Below are 18,057 nucleotides of genomic sequence, written 5' to 3'. Positions count from 1 at the left end.
TTGCCCACCCCTTCAAAGGAGGGGAATTTTGCGGCTTTTTTATTTCTCAAACAACATTTTCGTTAAAAAATCTTTCTCACCTTTTCCTCTTGCGGGAGAATATTCTCTTCCGTAGAAAATAATCTGAAGGTGAAGTTTGTTCCAAACGCTTTCTTTCCAAATATTTTTTGCGTCTCTTTCTGTTTCTACGACGTTTTTTCCTGATGTAAGCTTCCATTGCGTCATCAGTCTGTGAATGTGCGTATCGACCGGAAAAGCTGGAAAACCGAAACCTTGACTCATCACTACAGAGGCTGTTTTATGACCAACTCCTGGCAAAGCTTCCAGTTCTTCATAGGTTTGAGGGACAATTCCGTTGTGTCTTTCCAAAAGAAGTTCTGCCATTCTTTTCAGATTTTTGGCTTTCGTATTTGAAAGTCCGATTTCTTTAATGAGTTCTTTGATCTGAAACTCTTCAAGTTTTGCCATTCTTTGCGGTGTTCCTGCAACAGCGAAAAGTTCTGGTGTCACCTGATTCACCTTTTTATCTGTAGTCTGTGCTGAAAGCGCAACTGCAACCATTAAAGTAAATGCATCTGTATGTTCCAAAGGAATTGGAACGGTAGGGTATAATTTTTCCAATTCTTCCTGAATAAGCGCTGCTCTTTGCTTTTTTGTCATGTAACCATTAAATTTGAACAAAAATAAATCATTATGCTGAAAGTAGGAGACAAATTACCCGGTTTTGAAGGAATCAATCAAGATGGGGAAACCGTAAATTCGGAAAAATTAATTGGAAAGAAATTGGTTATTTTCTTTTATCCACAAGCAAACACACCGACTTGCACTGTTGAAGCGTGTAATCTAAGCGATAATTATTCGCAGCTGGAAAAAGCGGGATTTCAACTTTTGGGAATCAGCGGAGATTCTGTAAAAAAGCAGAAAAATTTTCACAATAAATTTGCCTTCCCTTACGATCTGATTGCTGATGAAAATCGTGATATTATCGAGAAATTCGGGGTTTGGCAAGAGAAAAAAACGTTCGGAAAAACCTACATGGGAATTGTAAGAACCACTTTTATTTTTGATGAAAAAGGAATCTGCATTCGAGTAATTGAAAAAGTAACTTCGAAAACTGCAGCTGAACAGATTTTGGAAAGTTAATTTAAAATAGAAAAAATTACATACAGCGTGTTCAGATTCCTGCGGAATAAACTAAGCTTATCTGTTTGCCATTCCAGAGGAATCTAAACAAAGAATTTTACATTAAGATATTGGTTAAAATACTAAGTTGAGATGCTTTCAGCATGACAAACTTAATGTTTAAAAGAATTAGAATATATAAAGACAGCCTAAAAATCATTCAGTTTCATAATACATCAATTCCTCAGTTTCATTGGGAAGCGTGACATACTTTTGGAATTTCAATCCTAATCTTTCGATTAATTTCTGAGAAGAAAAATTGTCTTTTACGGTAATCGCTGAAATTTTATTTAAACCAAAATCATTCATTCCGATTGATTTCACTTTCTGTGCAGCTTCAAACATCAAACCTTTTCCTTCAAACCTTTCCAGAACAGAAAAACCGATATCGACAATATCCAAGCCTTCTCTTTCAAAGATTCCAACTCCGCCGATTTTTTGGTTGCCTTCCTTTAAAACAATCAGATAATTTCCGAAACCTGATTTTTCAAACTGTGGAAGAAATTTAGCCTTAATATAATTTTCAGCATCAGAAAGAGATTTTATATTACGATCGCCTATAAACTTAATAAATTTAGGCATATTGTAAAGCTCCAGAATAAGATCCGCATCATCCAGAGACATCGGACGAATGATCAGTCTTTCGGTTTCGTAGCTTTTATTTTCGTTTTTTGACAGGCTTTTTCTTTGGCTCATCTTTCGGTTCTTCTTTCTTTTCGATTTTTAAAAGACGTGGATTGTTCGGACATTTCTTAGTATACAATTCAATGTAAGTTCCGTTTTCTTTCACATTTGAAATCTGCGATGTACCTTTATTTACAGTAAGTGTAAAGTGCTTTTTCTCGTAAGGACATTCTTTTGAAGTGACTTTTCCTAAATCTAAATAGTAGTTGATTTTATCTTCATAGTAATTCCCTGCAACGTTTACAAACTGTTCGTCAATAAGATAGCCATCCAAAACCGCAGAAAGCGCGGCTTCTTCAGCATTGTCAATTTTTCCTATGAAATCCTTAAGTCCTGCAATTTCAGTGATGTAGTTAATCTTTCCACCTTTGGAATAAACAATATAATAAAAGCTGTCTTCTGTTGGAGTAATGTTGAAACCTGAAAACTGAGGAACATAATCTTTTTTTGTACCTGAAATTTTCAGCTCTTCATTTTTACCGTAATTGTTTTGAATGAGTGCCCAAAAATCAATTTTATCGTTAGGAATAATTCTTGTCAGAACATTTTGGGTATTGAAAAACCTCTTTTTTTCCTGTGAAAAAGCAAAAACTCCGATTAAAAAGAATAAAATAAAGCTGATCTTTCCTGTACTTTTTATCATAACCCAAAATGCGGCAGAAATTATGCCAAGATTTTACATGAATTTATCTCCTTTTTTTAAACTTTTCAGGTCCAAAACATATTCCTTGATCAGCTGATCATGCTCTCTTGGACAAATCAGCAGTACCTTTTCGGTATCTACCACGATATAATCTTTTAACCCATCGATAACGATCGCTTTGCTATTATTCTTCACATGAATAATATTCCCCTCAGAATCATAAGTAAGAGCGCTTTTTATATTGATCGAATTATTGTTTTCGTCTTTTTCGCTGTTTTCAAAAACTGACGTCCATGTTCCAAGATCGCTCCAGCCCAAATCTGCAGGAATCACGTAAACATTTTTAGCTTTTTCTAAAATTCCGTTATCAATGGAAATCTTCTGAACTTTAGGATAAATAAGCTCGATACAGCTTTTTTCACTCTCCGCATTGTATTCACACGCTGTGAAGTGCTGCGTCATCTCGGGAAGGTGCATTTCAAATGCATTGTGAATAGATTTGACGCTCCAGATAAAAATTCCGGCATTCCAAAGAAAATCTCCGCTTTCAAGGAAACTTTTTGCCAGTTCAAGGATCGGTTTTTCGGTAAATGTTTTAACTTTAAAATAGTCTGAATCTTTTTTGTCAACAAACTGAATATAACCGTAACCGGTATCGGGGCGAGTTGGCGTAATTCCCAAAGTCACCAGATAATCATGAGTTGAAGCCTGCTGAAATGCTAATTCTAATTTTTCTAAAAAGACATCTTCTTTCAAAATCAAATGATCAGCCGGCAAAACCACCATTGTTGCGTCTGGATTGATCTCAGCAATTTTGTTGGCCATATAAAGATTACATGCGGCCGTATTTTTCATTAAAGGTTCTCCCACAACATTATCTTCAGGGATTTCCGGTAATTGTTGGTGAGAAAGGCTTACGTATTCTGTGTTGGTGATTACAAATATATTTTCATCAGGAATCATTTTACTTATTCTGTCATAAGTCTGCTGAATCATCGTTCTGCCTGTTCCTAATATATCCTGAAACTGTTTTGGGAATTTCTGTGTGCTTAAAGGCCAGAATCTGCTACCGATTCCTCCCGCCATAATCACACAGTATTTATCTGATTTTGACATATTTAACTGCATTTTTTCACTCTAGCCAAAGGTTTAAAAGAGTACTTCCTTCCTGTGACCAGATTAAGACAAAGATAGTTTTTTTTAATAAGACCTTCCAATAAATACTTATCGTTTCTGTAGATGAAATGATCACCTTTGGTGAGGGTCTCAATATAAACTTCGCCATCTTCGTGATTTTCAATATGAAAATACTTCACCAAATCAGGAGACGCCATAAAATTGGCTTTGGGTGATTTTGAAAATTTAATGATAATCGATTTTAAATCATCTTCGTAAACTTCGATACTTTCTAAAAGCATATTTCTGAAAGTTTCTTTCCACTCGTTTCCGTGAGGTGAAATTCTGCGACCGAATTTTTCGAAAGCAATCAGATGAGCCAATTCATGTGTCAATACAAAGAAAAAAAGTTGTGGCTGTAGTGTTGAATTAATCGTTATTTCATGCGAAAGATCCCGAAGTTTTCTGTAATCTCCAAGCTTAGAATTTCTATTTCTTGTAATTTTTATATGAATAGAATGATCCGAGAACCAATTTCTTAAATGATCTAAAGTATTTTTGGGTAAATATTTTTCTAAAGACTGAATAGACATTTTACAAACTTAATGGAATTCCTGCATAGAAATTCAATAATTTCAGACTGAAAAGGTAATTATATTTTGCCTGTTCTACAGAACCTTGCGCGTTTGCGTAATTGTTTCGTGCAATATTCAGATCATATATTGTTCCTCTTCCTGCAGAATAGCTTTTATCTGCAAATTCCATTGCCAGTTTTGTGCTTTTTTCAGCTTGTACAGCGGAAAGATAGATTTCATAATTCGCATCTACATCAAATTGGGCTTTCTGAACATTTTGTCTTACAGCCTGTTTTTGTTGATCTAATGTATTTTTAGCAATGCTTTCATTGATTTTTGACTGCTCCACCTGAAGTTTTGTAATTCCTTTATTGAAAATCGGAATATTTACTGAAACCCCACCTTGCTGACCAAAATTATCTTTATACTGACGGAAAAAATTAGGCTCATTTGTGGCATTTCCAAACTGATCATATCCTGAAAAGCTGGTATTCAATAAATTGTTATAAAAACTTCCGATCCCTACACTTGCTGTGACCGTTGGCCAAAATGCGGTGCGTGTAACTTCCGTTTGTGCTACAGCAGATTTTATTCTGCTTTCCGCTGCTTTTATTTGTGGCTGACTTTCATAAGCAGTATTTAAAACCTCATCAACAGAAATCAATTGCGGACTCAGTTGCTCACCAATTTCTACATTTTCAACATCAAAATCTTTGTAATCCTGTAATTGTAATAGTTGTGCTAATGCAAAAAGACTTCTTCCAACATTGATCTCGGCAGTTTTCAGGTTTTGTTTTTCTCTCGCCCATGCCGCTTCTGCTTCTGCAACGATGGTTTGAGCTGTTGTACCTACTTCTGTGGTGATTTTAGCTCGATCAAACTGTTTTTTGGCATTTTCGGTTGCACTCTGAGAAATTTTTACAATTTCTTTGTTTAGTAAAGTTGTCAGATATTGCTGAGCGATCTGAAGAGAAATATCATTTTTTATGGTTTCAATATCATACTGACTTGCTTCGACATCAAATTGAGTTTTTCTGATCGTTTTTTCGAGCCGCCCATTATTATAAATTAAAATATCTGCTGATAAATTCGCATTATTGCTAAATCTGTCATTTCTGATACTTCCGGTTCCTAAAGAAGCCTGTCCGAAACTTACATTATTCCCCACATTTGCGGAAACAGACGGAAGATAATTATTCTGAGCAATTTTCAGATTAATATCCTGAATTTGTTTTGAATACTGATTTTGAATCACCTGAAGATTGTGCTCAACCGCATAGTCTACGCATTCGCGCAAAGACCACTTTTTCTGGGCACTTAGACCAAGACCAGACAATCCTAAAATAATCATCAAAACTTTTTTCATACGTAGATATTTGTTTGCTTTTTACCATTAGACGAAGAGAAAGTAAAAAAGTTACAATTTTGAAAAATTATTGTTTCATTTTAATGAAAGTTTTGGGAATTTTGCATCATGACAAACCACGAATATCAGGAAGCTGTTGATTGGCTTTTCGTACAGGCTCCGAATTATCAGATTGATGGCGAGAAAGCTTACAAACCTGGTCTTGAAAATATCACAAGACTTTGTGATTTTTTTGGAAATCCACAGGAAAAGATAAAATGTATCCATATTGGCGGAACCAACGGAAAAGGTTCTACTAGCAATATGTTGGCTTCTGTTCTTCAGGAAGCTGGTTATAAAACTGGTTTGTACAACTCACCTCATTTAATTGATTTTACTGAAAGAATTAAAATTAATGGTGAAAATTGTGATAAAGAATTTGTTTTTCAGTTTATTAAAAAGCTCAAAACACTTCCGGAAGATATTTTACCTTCTTTTTTTGAATTTACAACCATTATGGCATTTGAATATTTTTATCAGAAAAAAGTAGACTTTGCCATTATAGAAGTCGGTTTGGGTGGAAGATTAGACTCTACAAATATTATTAAACCATTAATTTCTGCAATTACAAATGTTCAACTTGATCATCAGAATATTTTAGGAAATACCATTGAGGAAATTGCTTTTGAAAAAGCAGGAATTATTAAAAATAACGTTCCTATTATTTCTGGCGATGAGAATGAAGTTGTAAAAAATATTATTAAACTTAAAGCTGAAAAAGAAAATACTGCTTTCATTGACGCTACTCAAATACAATCAGATTTAAAATCAGATTTAAAAGGAAACTATCAGGCAAAGAATATTCGTGTTGTCGTAGCTTTAGTTGAAGAGTTAAAAAAATTAAATTTAAAGATTTCTGATGAAAATTTAGAACAAGGATTATTAAGCGTCCATAAAAATACCGGTTTCATCGGTCGGTGGTTTGAATTTTCACAAAATCCGCTGACAATTTGTGATACAGCCCATAATCAGGCAGGATTAGAACATGTTTTTTCTCAGTTAAATTCAATTCCGAAACATAAGCATATTGTTTTGGGGTTCGTAAATGACAAGAAGATTGATGACGTAATGGCTTTACTTCCTGAAAATTCTAAGTTCTATTTTGCAAAACCATCCATAAATAGAGGTCGTAATCCTGAAGAATATGAAGATTTATTATTAAAAGAAAAAATAATTTATAAAATTTTCGATTCTGTACAAGAAGCCTATGTTTCTGCAAAACAACAAGCTACAGACGAAGATTTGATTTTTATTGGCGGAAGTAACTTTGTAGTGGGAGAATTTTTAGAAAAAAACTTGACTGATAAGGAATAAGTATGTATATTTGCACCACTCAAAACGAGAAATCGTCTAGGGCTCTTAGCTCAGTTGGTTCAGAGCATCTGGTTTACACCCAGAGGGTCGGGGGTTCGAATCCCTCAGGGCCCACAAAGGTTTACTGAAACCTTTCAAAAAAATTCAGGGCTCTTAGCTCAGTTGGTTCAGAGCATCTGGTTTACACCCAGAGGGTCGGGGGTTCGAATCCCTCAGGGCCCACAAAAACTCTCAGATTATTCTGAGAGTTTTTTATTTTATGCCTATTCATGGGAGTTTGTAGAGGTTTTAAATTTTGTGCTAATTCTTGAAAAGAGTGTTTCTTTCAATGATTTTAGGATTTTGAGGCATACTTTTAGGCAATCACAATTTCATTTCATCTTTTTAAGTAGTAAACCTAGTTTGTATAAATCAAGATTTCTCAGATTAGGATGTTCTGAAAGAAGATTTTGCTTTACCCTTTTCTCAAGAAATTTAAAGAGATAAAGAAATAGAGATTCTAAATGTATTTTTTTTAGAAAATTGTAGGCTTTCACTAATTTGATCTCAGAAATTTTGAGCCTTAAAGAATTCGTTTTAAGCATTTTGACCAAGCTTTCGACAGACTCCTCCACTTTGGCTAAATAAACCTCATTGCTTTCCAAATCATTATTGAAAATGGGATTATTTACATGATTGATTCCAATCTGTTCAGATTTCAAATCCATTGCAAAAAGTAAATCTTCATAACCGTAATTTTCAAATTCCTGATTGAATTTTATCTTGCTGAGAATCTCTTTTCTAATGAGGAAATTATTCGTCTGAAATGAAAGATAAGGCTTTTCATTACGCAGCAAAACAGACAGATTTTCTCGTTCTACAGCAAATTTCCATCTCAAGATGTACTTTTTGTCAGAAAGTATTTCTAAGACGGTTCTTCCACCATATAAAACATTACATTTTGTGTTTTGATGAAGAAATTCAATATAAATTTTAAGAAAATTTGGATCAGTTATTTTTCCGTCGCAATCAAGAAAAAGCAAATATTCACCTTCTGCGTATTGCAAAAACAAGTTTCTGATCTTAGATCTACCAATATTTTTTTCGAGAAAAATAAAATTACTTACTTCTTTTTGAAGTTCCTCATTTATTGTTTTAAAATGATCATTCGAACCGTCATCAATCAAAATAAGTTCTGCATATATATTATTCTTCTCTATTTCTTTTTTGAGATCGTAAACAAGTTCCCGAACGTCAAAATTAAAAATGGGAATACATACAGAAAGCTTCATTCATTTATATTTTATCGATGATTTGCTGTACATTGATTTCTTCCAGACAAGCCCAATCACCACGGTAGCACTCTTTGTCCCCAAAAACTGAACAGGGTCTGCAGGTAAGATCATTGATCTGAACAACATCATTTTCACTTTGTCCGAATCCTAAAAATCCGGCATAAGGATGAGTTGAACCCCAAATGGAAACACATCGGGTTCCTACAATACTTGCTAAATGCATATTAGCCGAATCCATCGAAATCATTACTTCAAGCTGCGCAATTCTGTTGAGTTCCTCTGAAAGATTAAGTTTTCCGGCTAAACTTTTAGTATTTGGAATTTGTTTTTCCCAATTTTCAAGAGTTTCAGTCTCATTTTTTCCTCCCCCGAAAAAATAGATAGTGTGTTTTTTTGCTAAAATTTTTACAAGCTCAAACGATTTTTCCAAAGGAAGCATTTTTCCTTTGTGCTGTGCAAATGGCGCAAAACCTATTCCTGACTTTTCATTGCAAATTGGTCTTAATTTGTGTGAAAGATCAACTTTAAAACCCATTTCCCGAAAAACATCTGCGTAGCGTTCTACCGTTTTCTTAAGCTGAACTTTTTCTAAATTCCAGACATCGGTAAGTTCTTCTTTTTCTTCTTTGCCTTTATTAATTTTAAAAACCCTGTACCCTTTTCGTACATAAATTTTATCCAAAATTTTTGTACGTATAACATCATGAAGATCAGCAATATAAGTTGGATAAAATTCATCAAGAAGTTCTTTTGCCAATTTTCTTAATCCTAAAAAACCTTTATAATCATCAAGGTCGATCCCTTTAAATATAACTCTCGGAAGATCAGCAAATAAGTCCTCAAAATTATTACGGGTAACCATTATAATTTCAACATTGGGATTTTGTTCCAAAAACTCACGAAAAACAGGCATTGTCATAGCGACATCACCAAAAGCGGAAAAACGATATGCTAAAATCCTGATCACGCTTACGATTTCAGTTGATACGCAACAGCATAAAATTTGATTTGTTTGGTCATTGCCATCAATCCGTTGGCTCTGGAAGGTGACAGAAATTCCTGCAATCCTATTTCTGAGATAAATTCAAAATCAGAATCCAGAATTTCCTGAGTAGAATGGCCACTATAAATGCTTACCAATAAAGAAACGATTCCTTTTGGAAGAATTCCGTCAGAATCTGCATTGAAAAACAGTTTTCCATCTTTGAATTCAGCATCAATCCAAACTTTACTTTGACAGCCTTTGATCAGATTGTCATCAGTTTTCTTTTCCTCCGGAAGACCTTTAAGATCTTTACCCAAATCTATGATATACTCATATTTTTGTTCCCAGTCTTCAAGAAACGCAAATTCGTCGATTATTTCCTGCTGATTTTCTTTAATGGTCATTTCTATATTTTCTTTTGGCAAAGATAACCAATTTAAAAAAGATAATTTAAAACAGATTTAATATGAAAATCTTTTTTTAAATGATTAAATTTTTATTTTTTAACGCAAGGTTAGATAAAGATTTTTTGAAAGGTTTTGAAATATTTTTAAGATAAACAATGCCGCTTCGCTTATTTTCGAAATACAAGTTGAATTCTTCAAGCAAAGCTATTCTTAACAATTCTTGTACTTTTAATTCTCTTAACGGTTTATTTTGAAGCATTTTCAAAAATCTCCAACAATTTTATTTCTTCGTTTTCCCAACAAAGGATTTTTGATGCTTTTTCCAATTCAAATTGATAGTTTTTTCTTCCTTTATTTAAAAGTAAATTTACAGCTTTAGCGATATTTTCAGGTTGATGATTTTCGATAATTTCTCCAACATCAAATTGATTTTTAATATTTATCATTTCTGGAAGTGGAGATAAAATAAGTGGAACTCTTGCCTGAATACAGTCCAGAACTTTATTCGGAAGTGAAAATTCATAACTTTCACCACCATTTTCCTCAATGCTCATTCCCACATCTGCCGTCAAAGTGATTTTTCTTAAATCGTCTGGAAGTAATTTGCCTAAAAACTGAACTTTATCCTGAAGATTTTCTTGTAAAACTAAATTTTCATACTCCCTTTTTCTCGGTCCGTCTCCGGCAATTTTAAAAATAACATTTTCAAGGTGATGCATTGCCAAAATGGCCTTATCAATTCCACGAAAAGGATTGATTGCGCCTTGATATAAAAGTATTTTCGGATTGTTTTCTGGAATTTCTAATGAAAAATTAATTTTTCTTGGTGCATTTTGAACTACGACAGGTTTGATTCCATATTTATTCTGAAACCATTTTGCATAACTTCCGCTTGCGGTAATCATAAATTTCAGATTCGGAACGATTTTATTTTGCAGATAACGCCACAATTTCTGAGACATTTTTCCCTGGACTGCGGGCATTTCCGAAAAAATTTCGTGACTGTCGAATACAAGAGGAATATTTAATTTTTTAGATATTAGATAATTTGGCAGTAAAGCATCCAGATCATTCGCGTGAAGAATGGTATTTTCGTCAGCTTTTTTCTTTAGCTCATGATACAATTTCCAGTTAAATTCAAAATAAGCAGTTTTTAAAGTTTTAGAAACTATATTTATTCTTGAAAATTGATAAGGACGCTGCATTTGTTCTTCGCCACCCCAATTGTTGCCAATCAATTCGATTTCGTAGCCGTTTTCATGTAAAGTTCTGCAGACTTTTTCAATTCTCTGATCGGTATAAAGGTTGCTGAATGCGGAAGTAAGAACTTTTTTTCGCTTCATTACTTTTTCTTTGCAGTCAGTAAATGATAAATCTGTACAAAACAGATGATTGCGTTCGGAATGATAACCGGCCAAAGCATACCGCTGAAAATTCCATAGATAACAAAACAGATACATCCTACCAAATTGACAATCCTGATTTTGGTTAAATCTTTAAGTATGAAACTCAAAACGATGAATACTGAAGCGGCATAACCGATGTAATTTGTAATTTCGGAACTCATTAGGAAAATTTGAGGATAACAAACTTAGTCATTTTCAGTAAGATAAAAAACTTTTTTCTGCCATAAAGTCATTAATTGGTTTTTGGTAAAATATTTGTAATTTAGATAAAGAATAAACGGTAAATGTTACCGTTATTCCAATTTGAGATACAATATTATGGATTATAAGTTTTCACAAGGTTTGAGCCAAGTGTTCAAACAAAGCAAAAATGAAGCTAAGCGGCTGAAAAGTGAATTTCTTAATACAGAACATCTACTTTTAGGTATTATAAAAACAGAAAACTCTGCAAAAGAAATCCTTCAAGGGCTGAATGCCGATTTAACACAAATCAGAAGAAAAATTGAAACTTTAAATACAGCAAGTCTAAATCCTATTTCTGAGGAGGTTACCAATATTTCTTTCACCAAAATGGCAGATCATTCCATTAAACGTGCGGAGCTGGAATGCAGACAATATAAGAGCAACGAGATCAATACCGTTCACTTGCTTTTGGGCATTTTATATAAATATGAGGATCCTACTTCAAGTATTTTAGGAGCTTACGACATTGATTATGAAGGAGTTTCAAGAGAATATCAGACAATGCTTAAAAATTCTGGTCAAACGCCTCAAAACTCGGCTTACGATGATGATGATGACAGAGAAGAATTTGAGCAGATGAGAAAGCCTACAGGAAATTTAGGTTCTGCAAAAAGTAAAACTCCGACTTTGGATAACTTTGGTAGAGACTTGACTTCTTTGGCAAGAGACGGGAAATTAGATCCAGTGATTGGTCGTGAGAAAGAAATTGAGAGAGTTTCTCAAATTTTATCGAGAAGAAAGAAAAACAATCCGTTGTTGATTGGTGAGCCAGGAGTTGGTAAATCTGCCATCGCTGAAGGTTTGGCTTTAAGAATTCAACAGAAGAAAGTTTCGAGAGTTCTTTTTGGTAAAAGAGTCATCACTCTTGATTTGGCGAGTTTAGTTGCCGGAACGAAATACCGTGGTCAATTTGAAGAAAGAATGAAAGCAATCATGACGGAACTTGAAAAGAACCGTGATGTGATTTTATTCATCGACGAGTTGCACACAATTGTTGGAGCAGGAAGTTCTACAGGAAGTTTAGATGCTTCAAATATGTTCAAACCAGCTTTGGCAAGAGGTGAAATTCAATGTATTGGTGCTACAACTCTTGATGAGTATCGTCAATACATCGAAAAAGATGGTGCTTTAGAAAGAAGATTCCAGAAAGTAATGGTAGAGCCTACCAATATTGAGGAAACGATTCAAATCTTGAATCAAATTAAAGATAAATATGAAGAGCATCACAATGTAGTGTATACAGAGGAAGCAATTCTTGCTTGTGTCAATTTGACATCAAGATATATTACCGACCGATTTTTACCGGACAAAGCGATTGATGCAATGGACGAAGCGGGATCTCGTGTTTATATTAAAAACATGAAAGTTCCTACTGAAATCATTGATTTTGAAAAGAAAATCGAAGACATCAAAGAATTGAAGCAAAAAGCTGTGAAAGCTCAGGATTATCTGGAAGCAAGAAAGCTGAAGGATGAAGAAGAGCGTTTACAGATGGAATTAAATTCTGCTCAGGATCAGTGGGATAAAGATGTCAAAGAGAAAAAAGAAACTGTTTCAGAAGAAAGTGTAGCTGAAGTAGTATCGATGATGAGTGGAGTTCCTGTAACGAAAGTCGGTAAAAATGAGCTGGATAAACTTGCCGGAATGGATAATAATCTAAACGGAAAGGTAATTGGTCAAGAAGACGCTGTAAAAAAGGTTGTAAAAGCTATCCAAAGAAACAGAGCCGGATTGAAAGATCCGAACAGACCGATTGGAACATTCATTTTCTTAGGAACAACGGGTGTTGGTAAAACTGAGCTGGCAAAAGTAATGGCGAGAGAACTCTTCGATTCTGACGAAGCTTTGATCAGAATTGACATGAGTGAATATATGGAAAAATTCGCTGTTTCAAGATTGGTTGGTGCGCCTCCAGGATACGTTGGATACGAAGAAGGTGGACAATTAACTGAAGCAGTTAGAAGAAAACCTTACGCAGTTGTTCTTTTGGATGAAATTGAAAAAGCGCATCCAGATGTGTTCAACATTCTGTTGCAGATCTTAGATGAAGGTCACGTTACCGACAGCTTGGGAAGAAAAATTGATTTTAGAAATACAATTATCATCCTTACTTCAAACATCGGAACCAGAGATATCAAAGACTTTGGAGATGGTGTAGGATTTGGAACTAATGCGAAGAAAACTAACACAGATTCCAGAACAAGAAGTACGATTGAAAACGCTCTTAAAAAAGCATTTGCTCCGGAATTCTTGAACAGAATTGATGATATTGTGATCTTCAACTCTCTTGAAAGAAACGACATTTCAAGAATTATCGATATCGAACTAGGTAAACTGTATTCAAGACTAGAAAAATTAGGATACAAAGTAGAATTAACTACTGAAGCCAAAGATTTCATTTCTGAAAAAGGTTGGGATAAAGATTTCGGTGCAAGACCATTGAAGAGAGCAATCCAGAAGTATATTGAAGATTTATTGGCAGAAATGTTGGTCAACAAACAATTAACTGAAGGCGAAACTGTAGTTTTGGATTTGAATGAAGCTAAAGACGGTTTGGAAGGAAAAACTCAGAAGACGAAAAAGTCGGCTGTTGAGAAATCTTAAGAATAATCAATTTAAAATAAATAACAAAAGCATCGGGAAATTCTCGATGCTTTTTGCTTATATTGCTCCCACAGATAACACGGATTTTCACCGATAATATTTCTAAAATTCTGCGTAATCAGCAAAATCTGCGAGAAGAAAATATTTTTAAGAATAAGCCAATTTTTTTAATTAAATCGTCAACAAATTTCATTCTCAATCATCTGTGAAAATCTGTGTTATCTGTGGGATTAAAAAATTAAAGACCAACAACAAAACCTACGCTCGGAATCAATCCACCCGAAAAAACACTGCTGTTTTCTTTATACAAAACATTGTACATCAAACCGATTTGCATAAAAGAATTATTCCCAATTTGCTGCATATAACCTCCTCCTAAATACAAAGCGGTCTCCTGCTGATTGTTTTTAAAATCATAAAATTTATCTTCATAATTCACAAAATAATGTTGCAAATTTCCACTTACATAGAAAGATCTTGCAAAGTAATAATTGACAAACGGCCCAAAACCAAACATCGTTGACTTATAAAAATCAGAAGTCTGCCAAGAAACACTTCCCATCAAACCGGCTTCCAAATCATTTGTCAGTCGATAACCTACCCTCGGTGAAACCTGAAGATTAAAATAAGAATTGCTTCCGAAACCCACTCCCAGTCCACCTCCGAAAGTCCATTTATTTGTATCAGAAGCTGGAGTTGCTACAGAAAACTGAGAGAATGACAGTCCAGAAATCAGGATGAGTAAAGAAATAAATAGTTTTTTCATATTAAATGTTTTTTGTTTGTTTCTAAGAATGACTCTAATTTATCGTTTTTATCAATGTCTAAAATTATCATTTTTTTTGTGAATAGGATTATTGTATTTTTGCCGCTCAACTAAGAACTCCCGTTAAGAGTTTCGTAAAATTGAATAAATGAAAGTAGTAGTTGGTCTCTCCGGAGGCGTAGATTCGAGTGTTACAGCGTATTTGCTGCAACAACAAGGTCACGAAGTGGTGGCTTTATTTATGAGAAACTGGAATGATGCTTCCGTAACTTTAGAGGACGAGTGTCCCTGGATTGAGGATAGTAATGATGCCTTAATGGTTGCCCAGAAATTGGGAATTCCGTTTCAGGTGATCGATATGAGCGACTTGTATAAGGAACGAATTGTCGATTATATGTTTGATGAATATCAGAAAGGAAGAACTCCGAATCCCGATGTTTTGTGCAACAGAGAGGTAAAATTTGACGTTTTTATGAAGACCGCAATGTCTTTAGGCGCAGATAAAGTGGCTACAGGACATTACGCAAGAGTAGATTCTACTTTTGATGAAAACGGAAAGGAAATCTTCCATCTACTTGCAGGAAAAGATAACAATAAAGATCAATCCTATTTTCTTTGTCAATTAAATCAGGATCAGCTTTCAAAAGCTCTATTTCCGATTGGCGAACTGAAAAAACCACAGGTAAGAGAAATTGCAAAAGAAATCGGTTTGGTAACAGCTGATAAAAAAGATTCTCAGGGATTATGTTTTATCGGAAAAGTAAGTTTGCCTCAGTTTTTGCAACAGCAATTGGTCGCAAAAGAAGGTGAAATTGTAGAAATTTTCAAAGATTCGCCTTTGTTTTCTCAGGAAACACCAATTTTTTCATCCAAAGAAGAAGAATTAGAATATTTAGCCCAAAAAATAGATTATAAAAAGTCTGACGGAAAAGTGATTGGAAAGCACCAAGGCGCTCAATTTTTCACGATCGGTCAAAGTAAAGGTTTAGGAATCGGTGGTCACAAAGAAAGTTGTTTTATTGTCTCAAGAGACATGGAAAACAATATTATTTTCGTTGGGGAAAGTCACAGTTTTCCTGGATTGCACAAGAAAGCTCTGAAAATCGACAATTCTGAACTTCACTGGGTTCGTGAAGATTTAAGACTCAAAAATGGTGAATCGATGGAAGTAATGGCGAGATTCCGTTACAGACAGGATTTGCAGAAAGCGACAATTTATCAGTTTGAAAATTGTTTTTTTGTGGAATTTGAAGAGCCTCAGTCTGCGATTGCTGAAGGGCAGTTTGCAGCTTGGTATATTGATGATGAACTTTTAGGAAGCGGAGTTATTTCGTGATATTATATAGAAAAAGACCTTTTTGAAAGGTCTTTTTTCTTATTAATTCCCATTAAATTATCTCTGCTGTTACAGTTTCAAATTCAGCATTAATGTGTGTTTCAGAAGAATCCCCAATAATTTCTTTTCTATGTTTGATTCCCCAATCTGTCAGATTATTGATGATTGTTTGGAGAGATTTTCCGTGCTTTGTAAGTTCGTACTGAACCGTTATTGGCTGAGTTTCCAAAACCGTTCTTTTAATCAGTTTATTGATTTCCAATTCTTTTAATTCTTTACTCAACATTTTGTTGGAAATTCCGACGACGTCATTTAGAATATCTGAAAATCTTCTTTTATTGTAGTAACAAATCGATGAAATAATCGCTATTTTCCATTTCCCGCTCAACACATCCATTGAGTCCTGAACGGCCATCATTTCTTTTCTATGTTCTTCTTTTTTAAGGGGTTTGCAATTCATATAGGTTACTTTTTGGTTACCGTGTTACTTCGTGGTTACGGTTACTTTTCGTTACAAAGTTACCAAAATAAATTTTAATGTAATAATTTTGTTGCTCAGTTTTAAATAAACAAAACAATGAGTAAATTAAAAAATAAAGTTGCCGTCATTACAGGCGCTTCAAAAGGGATAGGAGCATCAATCGCAAAATATTTTGCAGCAGAAGGTGCTAAAGTTGTGGTTAATTATGCATCAAGTAAAGCAGATGCAGATAAAGTAGTAAAAATTATTACGGATAATGGAGGAACAGCAATCGCTGTACAGGGCGATGTCTCTAAACAGGAAGATGTAATCAGACTGTTTGATGAAACCAAAAATGCTTTCGGAACATTGGATATTTTGGTCAACAATGCAGGAATTTACAACTACGAACCTATCGAACAGGTATCGGCAGAAACATTTCATCAGCAATTCAACATCAATGTTTTAGGATCAATTTTTTCGATTCAGTCGGCATTAAAATTATTTGGTGAAAAAGGCGGAAATATTATCAACGTCAGTTCAGGAGCAAGCAGATCTCCGTTGCCAACAGGTTCTGTATATTCTGCCTCGAAAGCCGCATTAGACGCAATTACCATAGCTCTGTCTAAAGAGTTTTCTGGTAGAAATATTCGTATCAATTCAATTTTACCGGGCGTTGTAGAAACTGAGGGTTCTCATGCTGCAGGATTTATCGGTAGTGAGTTTGAAGCAAAATTAATTTCAACCACACCCCTTGGAAGAACCGGACAACCGGAAGATATTGCAAAAGCAGCTGTATTTCTTGCCTCAGATGATGCAGCTTGGGTTAATGGTGAGCAAATTGCCGTTTCCGGAGGAATTTATGGATTTTAAAAATTAAAAAATGAGCAAGTTAAAAAATAAAGTGGCCGTCATCACAGGCGGAAACAGCGGTATCGGATTTGGTATTGCAGAAGCGTTTAAAAATGAGGGTGCAGTTGGTACCATTACAGGAAGAAACGAAACAACCCTGAACAATTCTTTGAACGAATTGGGAAACGATTTTATTGCCGTCAAAGGTGATGTCACCAATCTTGATGATCTGGAAAACATCTTTAAGAAAACGGCTGACAAATTTGGAAAGATTGATGTATTGGTCGTGAATGCAGGTGGCGTTGTTGATGGCGTTGCGATGGGAACAGTAGATAATACAACGGAAGAAAGCTATGACAAATACATGGATCTTAATCTGAAAAGCGCTTATTTTTCGGTACAAAAATCGCTTCCGTATCTAAACGATGGAGCTTCAATCATCCTTATCGGATCGAGTGCTGCGCATCGTGCTGCACCGGGAATGGCAATTTATGGAGCTGCAAAAGCAGCAATTATTTCGTTGGCAAAAGGTTTGTCGTTGGATTTATTGTCAAGAAAAATAAGAGTCAACGCGCTTTCGCCGGGATCTATTGACACGCCGGTTTTTGGGAAACTTGTGCCACAAGAACAACTGGATCAGGTAAAACAAATGTGGATAGATATCACACCAGTCGGAAGACAGGGACTTCCTTCTGATATTGGTAACGCAGCTGTATTTTTGGCATCCGATGAATCTTCTTTTATCGTAGGTACAGAAATTCTATCTGATGGCGGTCTTACAAATATCAGTTTGATGAATTAATTT

The 18,057-nt window shown here is 34.7% G+C and carries 20 protein-coding genes and 2 tRNA genes; 8 read left to right on the top strand and 14 right to left on the bottom strand.

What is annotated here, in order from left to right; translation table 11 throughout:
- Positions 1-39 precede the first annotated feature (39 nt).
- Positions 40-660: an endonuclease III domain-containing protein gene (locus NZ698_RS10310; protein ID WP_263003026.1), complete on the bottom strand. Its 621-nt coding sequence runs from the start codon at positions 658-660 to the stop codon at positions 40-42.
- 33 nt (positions 661-693) lie between these two features.
- Between NZ698_RS10310 and bcp the strand changes: the two genes are divergently transcribed.
- Positions 694-1,143, top strand: coding sequence for a thioredoxin-dependent thiol peroxidase (gene bcp / locus NZ698_RS10305; protein WP_263003025.1), 450 nt, complete (start codon positions 694-696; stop codon positions 1,141-1,143).
- 195 nt (positions 1,144-1,338) lie between these two features.
- On the opposite strand, the gene NZ698_RS10300 is transcribed toward bcp, so the two are convergent.
- Genes NZ698_RS10300 through NZ698_RS10280 form a run of 5 tightly spaced genes read right to left on the bottom strand, consistent with a single transcriptional unit; the run spans position 1,339 to position 5,566 of the window.
- Positions 1,339-1,878, bottom strand: coding sequence for a GNAT family N-acetyltransferase (locus NZ698_RS10300; RefSeq protein WP_263003024.1), 540 nt, complete (start codon positions 1,876-1,878; stop codon positions 1,339-1,341).
- Positions 1,841-2,509, bottom strand: coding sequence for a hypothetical protein (locus tag NZ698_RS10295; RefSeq protein ID WP_263003023.1), 669 nt, complete (start codon positions 2,507-2,509; stop codon positions 1,841-1,843). Before NZ698_RS10295 ends, NZ698_RS10300 begins: the two co-directional genes overlap by 38 nt.
- A 33-nt stretch (positions 2,510-2,542) precedes the next feature.
- Entirely contained in the window at positions 2,543-3,625 is a 1,083-nt protein-coding gene (locus tag NZ698_RS10290) for a mannose-1-phosphate guanylyltransferase (RefSeq protein WP_263003022.1), read from the bottom strand.
- Between the two features lie 2 nt (positions 3,626-3,627).
- Positions 3,628-4,218, bottom strand: a complete 591-nt coding sequence (locus NZ698_RS10285; RefSeq protein WP_263003021.1) for a SprT-like domain-containing protein — start codon at positions 4,216-4,218, stop codon at positions 3,628-3,630.
- Position 4,219: 1 nt separating this feature from the next.
- Positions 4,220-5,566 carry a TolC family protein gene (locus NZ698_RS10280; protein ID WP_263003020.1) on the bottom strand — a complete coding sequence of 449 codons (1,347 nt, stop codon included), beginning with the start codon at positions 5,564-5,566 and terminating at the stop codon, positions 4,220-4,222.
- Positions 5,567-5,674: 108 nt separating this feature from the next.
- Between NZ698_RS10280 and NZ698_RS10275 the strand changes: the two genes are divergently transcribed.
- From NZ698_RS10275 to NZ698_RS10265, 3 genes are all read left to right on the top strand, one after another.
- Entirely contained in the window at positions 5,675-6,919 is a 1,245-nt protein-coding gene (locus NZ698_RS10275; RefSeq protein ID WP_263003019.1) for a bifunctional folylpolyglutamate synthase/dihydrofolate synthase, read from the top strand.
- A 39-nt stretch (positions 6,920-6,958) separates the two neighbouring features.
- Positions 6,959-7,033: transfer RNA gene (locus NZ698_RS10270), tRNA-Val, on the top strand.
- 33 nt (positions 7,034-7,066) lie between these two features.
- A tRNA-Val gene (locus NZ698_RS10265) sits at positions 7,067-7,141 on the top strand.
- Positions 7,142-7,290: 149 nt separating this feature from the next.
- Here the strand turns inward: NZ698_RS10265 and NZ698_RS10260 are convergent.
- The 6 genes from NZ698_RS10260 to NZ698_RS10235 form a co-directional block, all read right to left on the bottom strand.
- Positions 7,291-8,190, bottom strand: a complete 900-nt coding sequence (locus tag NZ698_RS10260; protein WP_263003018.1) for a glycosyltransferase family 2 protein — start codon at positions 8,188-8,190, stop codon at positions 7,291-7,293.
- Positions 8,191-8,194: 4 nt separating this feature from the next.
- On the bottom strand, positions 8,195-9,157 hold the full coding sequence (locus tag NZ698_RS10255) for a glycosyltransferase family 9 protein (RefSeq protein WP_263003409.1): 963 nt from the start codon (positions 9,155-9,157) through the stop codon (positions 8,195-8,197).
- 5 nt (positions 9,158-9,162) lie between these two features.
- Complete coding sequence (locus NZ698_RS10250; protein ID WP_263003408.1) at positions 9,163-9,582, bottom strand: SufE family protein; 420 nt, start codon at positions 9,580-9,582, stop codon at positions 9,163-9,165.
- Between the two features lie 76 nt (positions 9,583-9,658).
- Entirely contained in the window at positions 9,659-9,844 is a 186-nt protein-coding gene (locus NZ698_RS10245; RefSeq protein WP_263003017.1) for a hypothetical protein, read from the bottom strand.
- Entirely contained in the window at positions 9,831-10,928 is a 1,098-nt protein-coding gene (locus NZ698_RS10240) for a glycosyltransferase family 4 protein (RefSeq protein ID WP_263003016.1), read from the bottom strand. The genes NZ698_RS10245 and NZ698_RS10240 overlap by 14 nt, the downstream gene beginning before the upstream one ends.
- Positions 10,928-11,152 (bottom strand): uroporphyrinogen decarboxylase, encoded by a 225-nt coding sequence (locus tag NZ698_RS10235; RefSeq protein WP_263003015.1) that lies wholly within the window; start codon positions 11,150-11,152, stop codon positions 10,928-10,930. The genes NZ698_RS10240 and NZ698_RS10235 overlap by 1 nt, the downstream gene beginning before the upstream one ends.
- A gap of 157 nt (positions 11,153-11,309) precedes the next feature.
- Here NZ698_RS10235 and NZ698_RS10230 point away from each other — a divergent pair, with 157 nt between their 5' ends.
- Entirely contained in the window at positions 11,310-13,838 is a 2,529-nt protein-coding gene (locus NZ698_RS10230) for an ATP-dependent Clp protease ATP-binding subunit (protein WP_263003014.1), read from the top strand.
- Positions 13,839-14,076: 238 nt separating this feature from the next.
- Here NZ698_RS10230 and NZ698_RS10225 read toward each other — a convergent pair whose 3' ends face one another.
- On the bottom strand, positions 14,077-14,604 hold the full coding sequence (locus NZ698_RS10225; protein ID WP_263003013.1) for a hypothetical protein: 528 nt from the start codon (positions 14,602-14,604) through the stop codon (positions 14,077-14,079).
- Positions 14,605-14,752: 148 nt separating this feature from the next.
- Between NZ698_RS10225 and mnmA the strand changes: the two genes are divergently transcribed.
- Positions 14,753-15,940 carry a tRNA 2-thiouridine(34) synthase MnmA gene (gene mnmA, locus NZ698_RS10220; protein WP_263003012.1) on the top strand — a complete coding sequence of 396 codons (1,188 nt, stop codon included), beginning with the start codon at positions 14,753-14,755 and terminating at the stop codon, positions 15,938-15,940.
- A gap of 52 nt (positions 15,941-15,992) precedes the next feature.
- Here the strand turns inward: mnmA and NZ698_RS10215 are convergent, their stop codons facing one another.
- A complete protein-coding gene (locus NZ698_RS10215) occupies positions 15,993-16,400 on the bottom strand; it encodes a winged helix-turn-helix transcriptional regulator (RefSeq protein WP_263003011.1) in 408 nt (135 codons plus the stop codon).
- Between the two features lie 117 nt (positions 16,401-16,517).
- Here NZ698_RS10215 and NZ698_RS10210 point away from each other — a divergent pair, with 117 nt between their 5' ends.
- Both NZ698_RS10210 and NZ698_RS10205 read left to right on the top strand, forming a co-directional pair.
- Positions 16,518-17,273: an SDR family NAD(P)-dependent oxidoreductase gene (locus NZ698_RS10210; RefSeq protein WP_263003010.1), complete on the top strand. Its 756-nt coding sequence runs from the start codon at positions 16,518-16,520 to the stop codon at positions 17,271-17,273.
- A gap of 10 nt (positions 17,274-17,283) precedes the next feature.
- Complete coding sequence (locus NZ698_RS10205; protein WP_263003009.1) at positions 17,284-18,054, top strand: SDR family oxidoreductase; 771 nt, start codon at positions 17,284-17,286, stop codon at positions 18,052-18,054.
- Positions 18,055-18,057: the final 3 nt, after the last annotated feature.

The sequence above is a fragment of the Chryseobacterium edaphi genome, from assembly GCF_025628985.1.
Classification (GTDB): domain Bacteria; phylum Bacteroidota; class Bacteroidia; order Flavobacteriales; family Weeksellaceae; genus Chryseobacterium; species Chryseobacterium edaphi.
This window is presented reverse-complemented; position numbering and strand designations above follow the sequence as displayed.

Coding starts and splice junctions, on each gene's coding strand:
- NZ698_RS10310 (WP_263003026.1), bottom strand. CDS start 660: ATGACAAAAAAGCAAAGAGCAGCGCTTATTCAGGAAGAATTGGAAAAA.
- bcp (WP_263003025.1), top strand. CDS start 694: ATGCTGAAAGTAGGAGACAAATTACCCGGTTTTGAAGGAATCAATCAA.
- NZ698_RS10300 (WP_263003024.1), bottom strand. CDS start 1,878: ATGAGCCAAAGAAAAAGCCTGTCAAAAAACGAAAATAAAAGCTACGAA.
- NZ698_RS10295 (WP_263003023.1), bottom strand. CDS start 2,509: ATGATAAAAAGTACAGGAAAGATCAGCTTTATTTTATTCTTTTTAATC.
- NZ698_RS10290 (WP_263003022.1), bottom strand. CDS start 3,625: ATGTCAAAATCAGATAAATACTGTGTGATTATGGCGGGAGGAATCGGT.
- NZ698_RS10285 (WP_263003021.1), bottom strand. CDS start 4,218: ATGTCTATTCAGTCTTTAGAAAAATATTTACCCAAAAATACTTTAGAT.
- NZ698_RS10280 (WP_263003020.1), bottom strand. CDS start 5,566: ATGAAAAAAGTTTTGATGATTATTTTAGGATTGTCTGGTCTTGGTCTA.
- NZ698_RS10275 (WP_263003019.1), top strand. CDS start 5,675: ATGACAAACCACGAATATCAGGAAGCTGTTGATTGGCTTTTCGTACAG.
- NZ698_RS10260 (WP_263003018.1), bottom strand. CDS start 8,190: ATGAAGCTTTCTGTATGTATTCCCATTTTTAATTTTGACGTTCGGGAA.
- NZ698_RS10250 (WP_263003408.1), bottom strand. CDS start 9,582: ATGACCATTAAAGAAAATCAGCAGGAAATAATCGACGAATTTGCGTTT.
- NZ698_RS10245 (WP_263003017.1), bottom strand. CDS start 9,844: ATGCTTCAAAATAAACCGTTAAGAGAATTAAAAGTACAAGAATTGTTA.
- NZ698_RS10240 (WP_263003016.1), bottom strand. CDS start 10,928: ATGAAGCGAAAAAAAGTTCTTACTTCCGCATTCAGCAACCTTTATACC.
- NZ698_RS10235 (WP_263003015.1), bottom strand. CDS start 11,152: ATGAGTTCCGAAATTACAAATTACATCGGTTATGCCGCTTCAGTATTC.
- NZ698_RS10230 (WP_263003014.1), top strand. CDS start 11,310: ATGGATTATAAGTTTTCACAAGGTTTGAGCCAAGTGTTCAAACAAAGC.
- NZ698_RS10225 (WP_263003013.1), bottom strand. CDS start 14,604: ATGAAAAAACTATTTATTTCTTTACTCATCCTGATTTCTGGACTGTCA.
- mnmA (WP_263003012.1), top strand. CDS start 14,753: ATGAAAGTAGTAGTTGGTCTCTCCGGAGGCGTAGATTCGAGTGTTACA.
- NZ698_RS10215 (WP_263003011.1), bottom strand. CDS start 16,400: ATGAATTGCAAACCCCTTAAAAAAGAAGAACATAGAAAAGAAATGATG.
- NZ698_RS10210 (WP_263003010.1), top strand. CDS start 16,518: ATGAGTAAATTAAAAAATAAAGTTGCCGTCATTACAGGCGCTTCAAAA.
- NZ698_RS10205 (WP_263003009.1), top strand. CDS start 17,284: ATGAGCAAGTTAAAAAATAAAGTGGCCGTCATCACAGGCGGAAACAGC.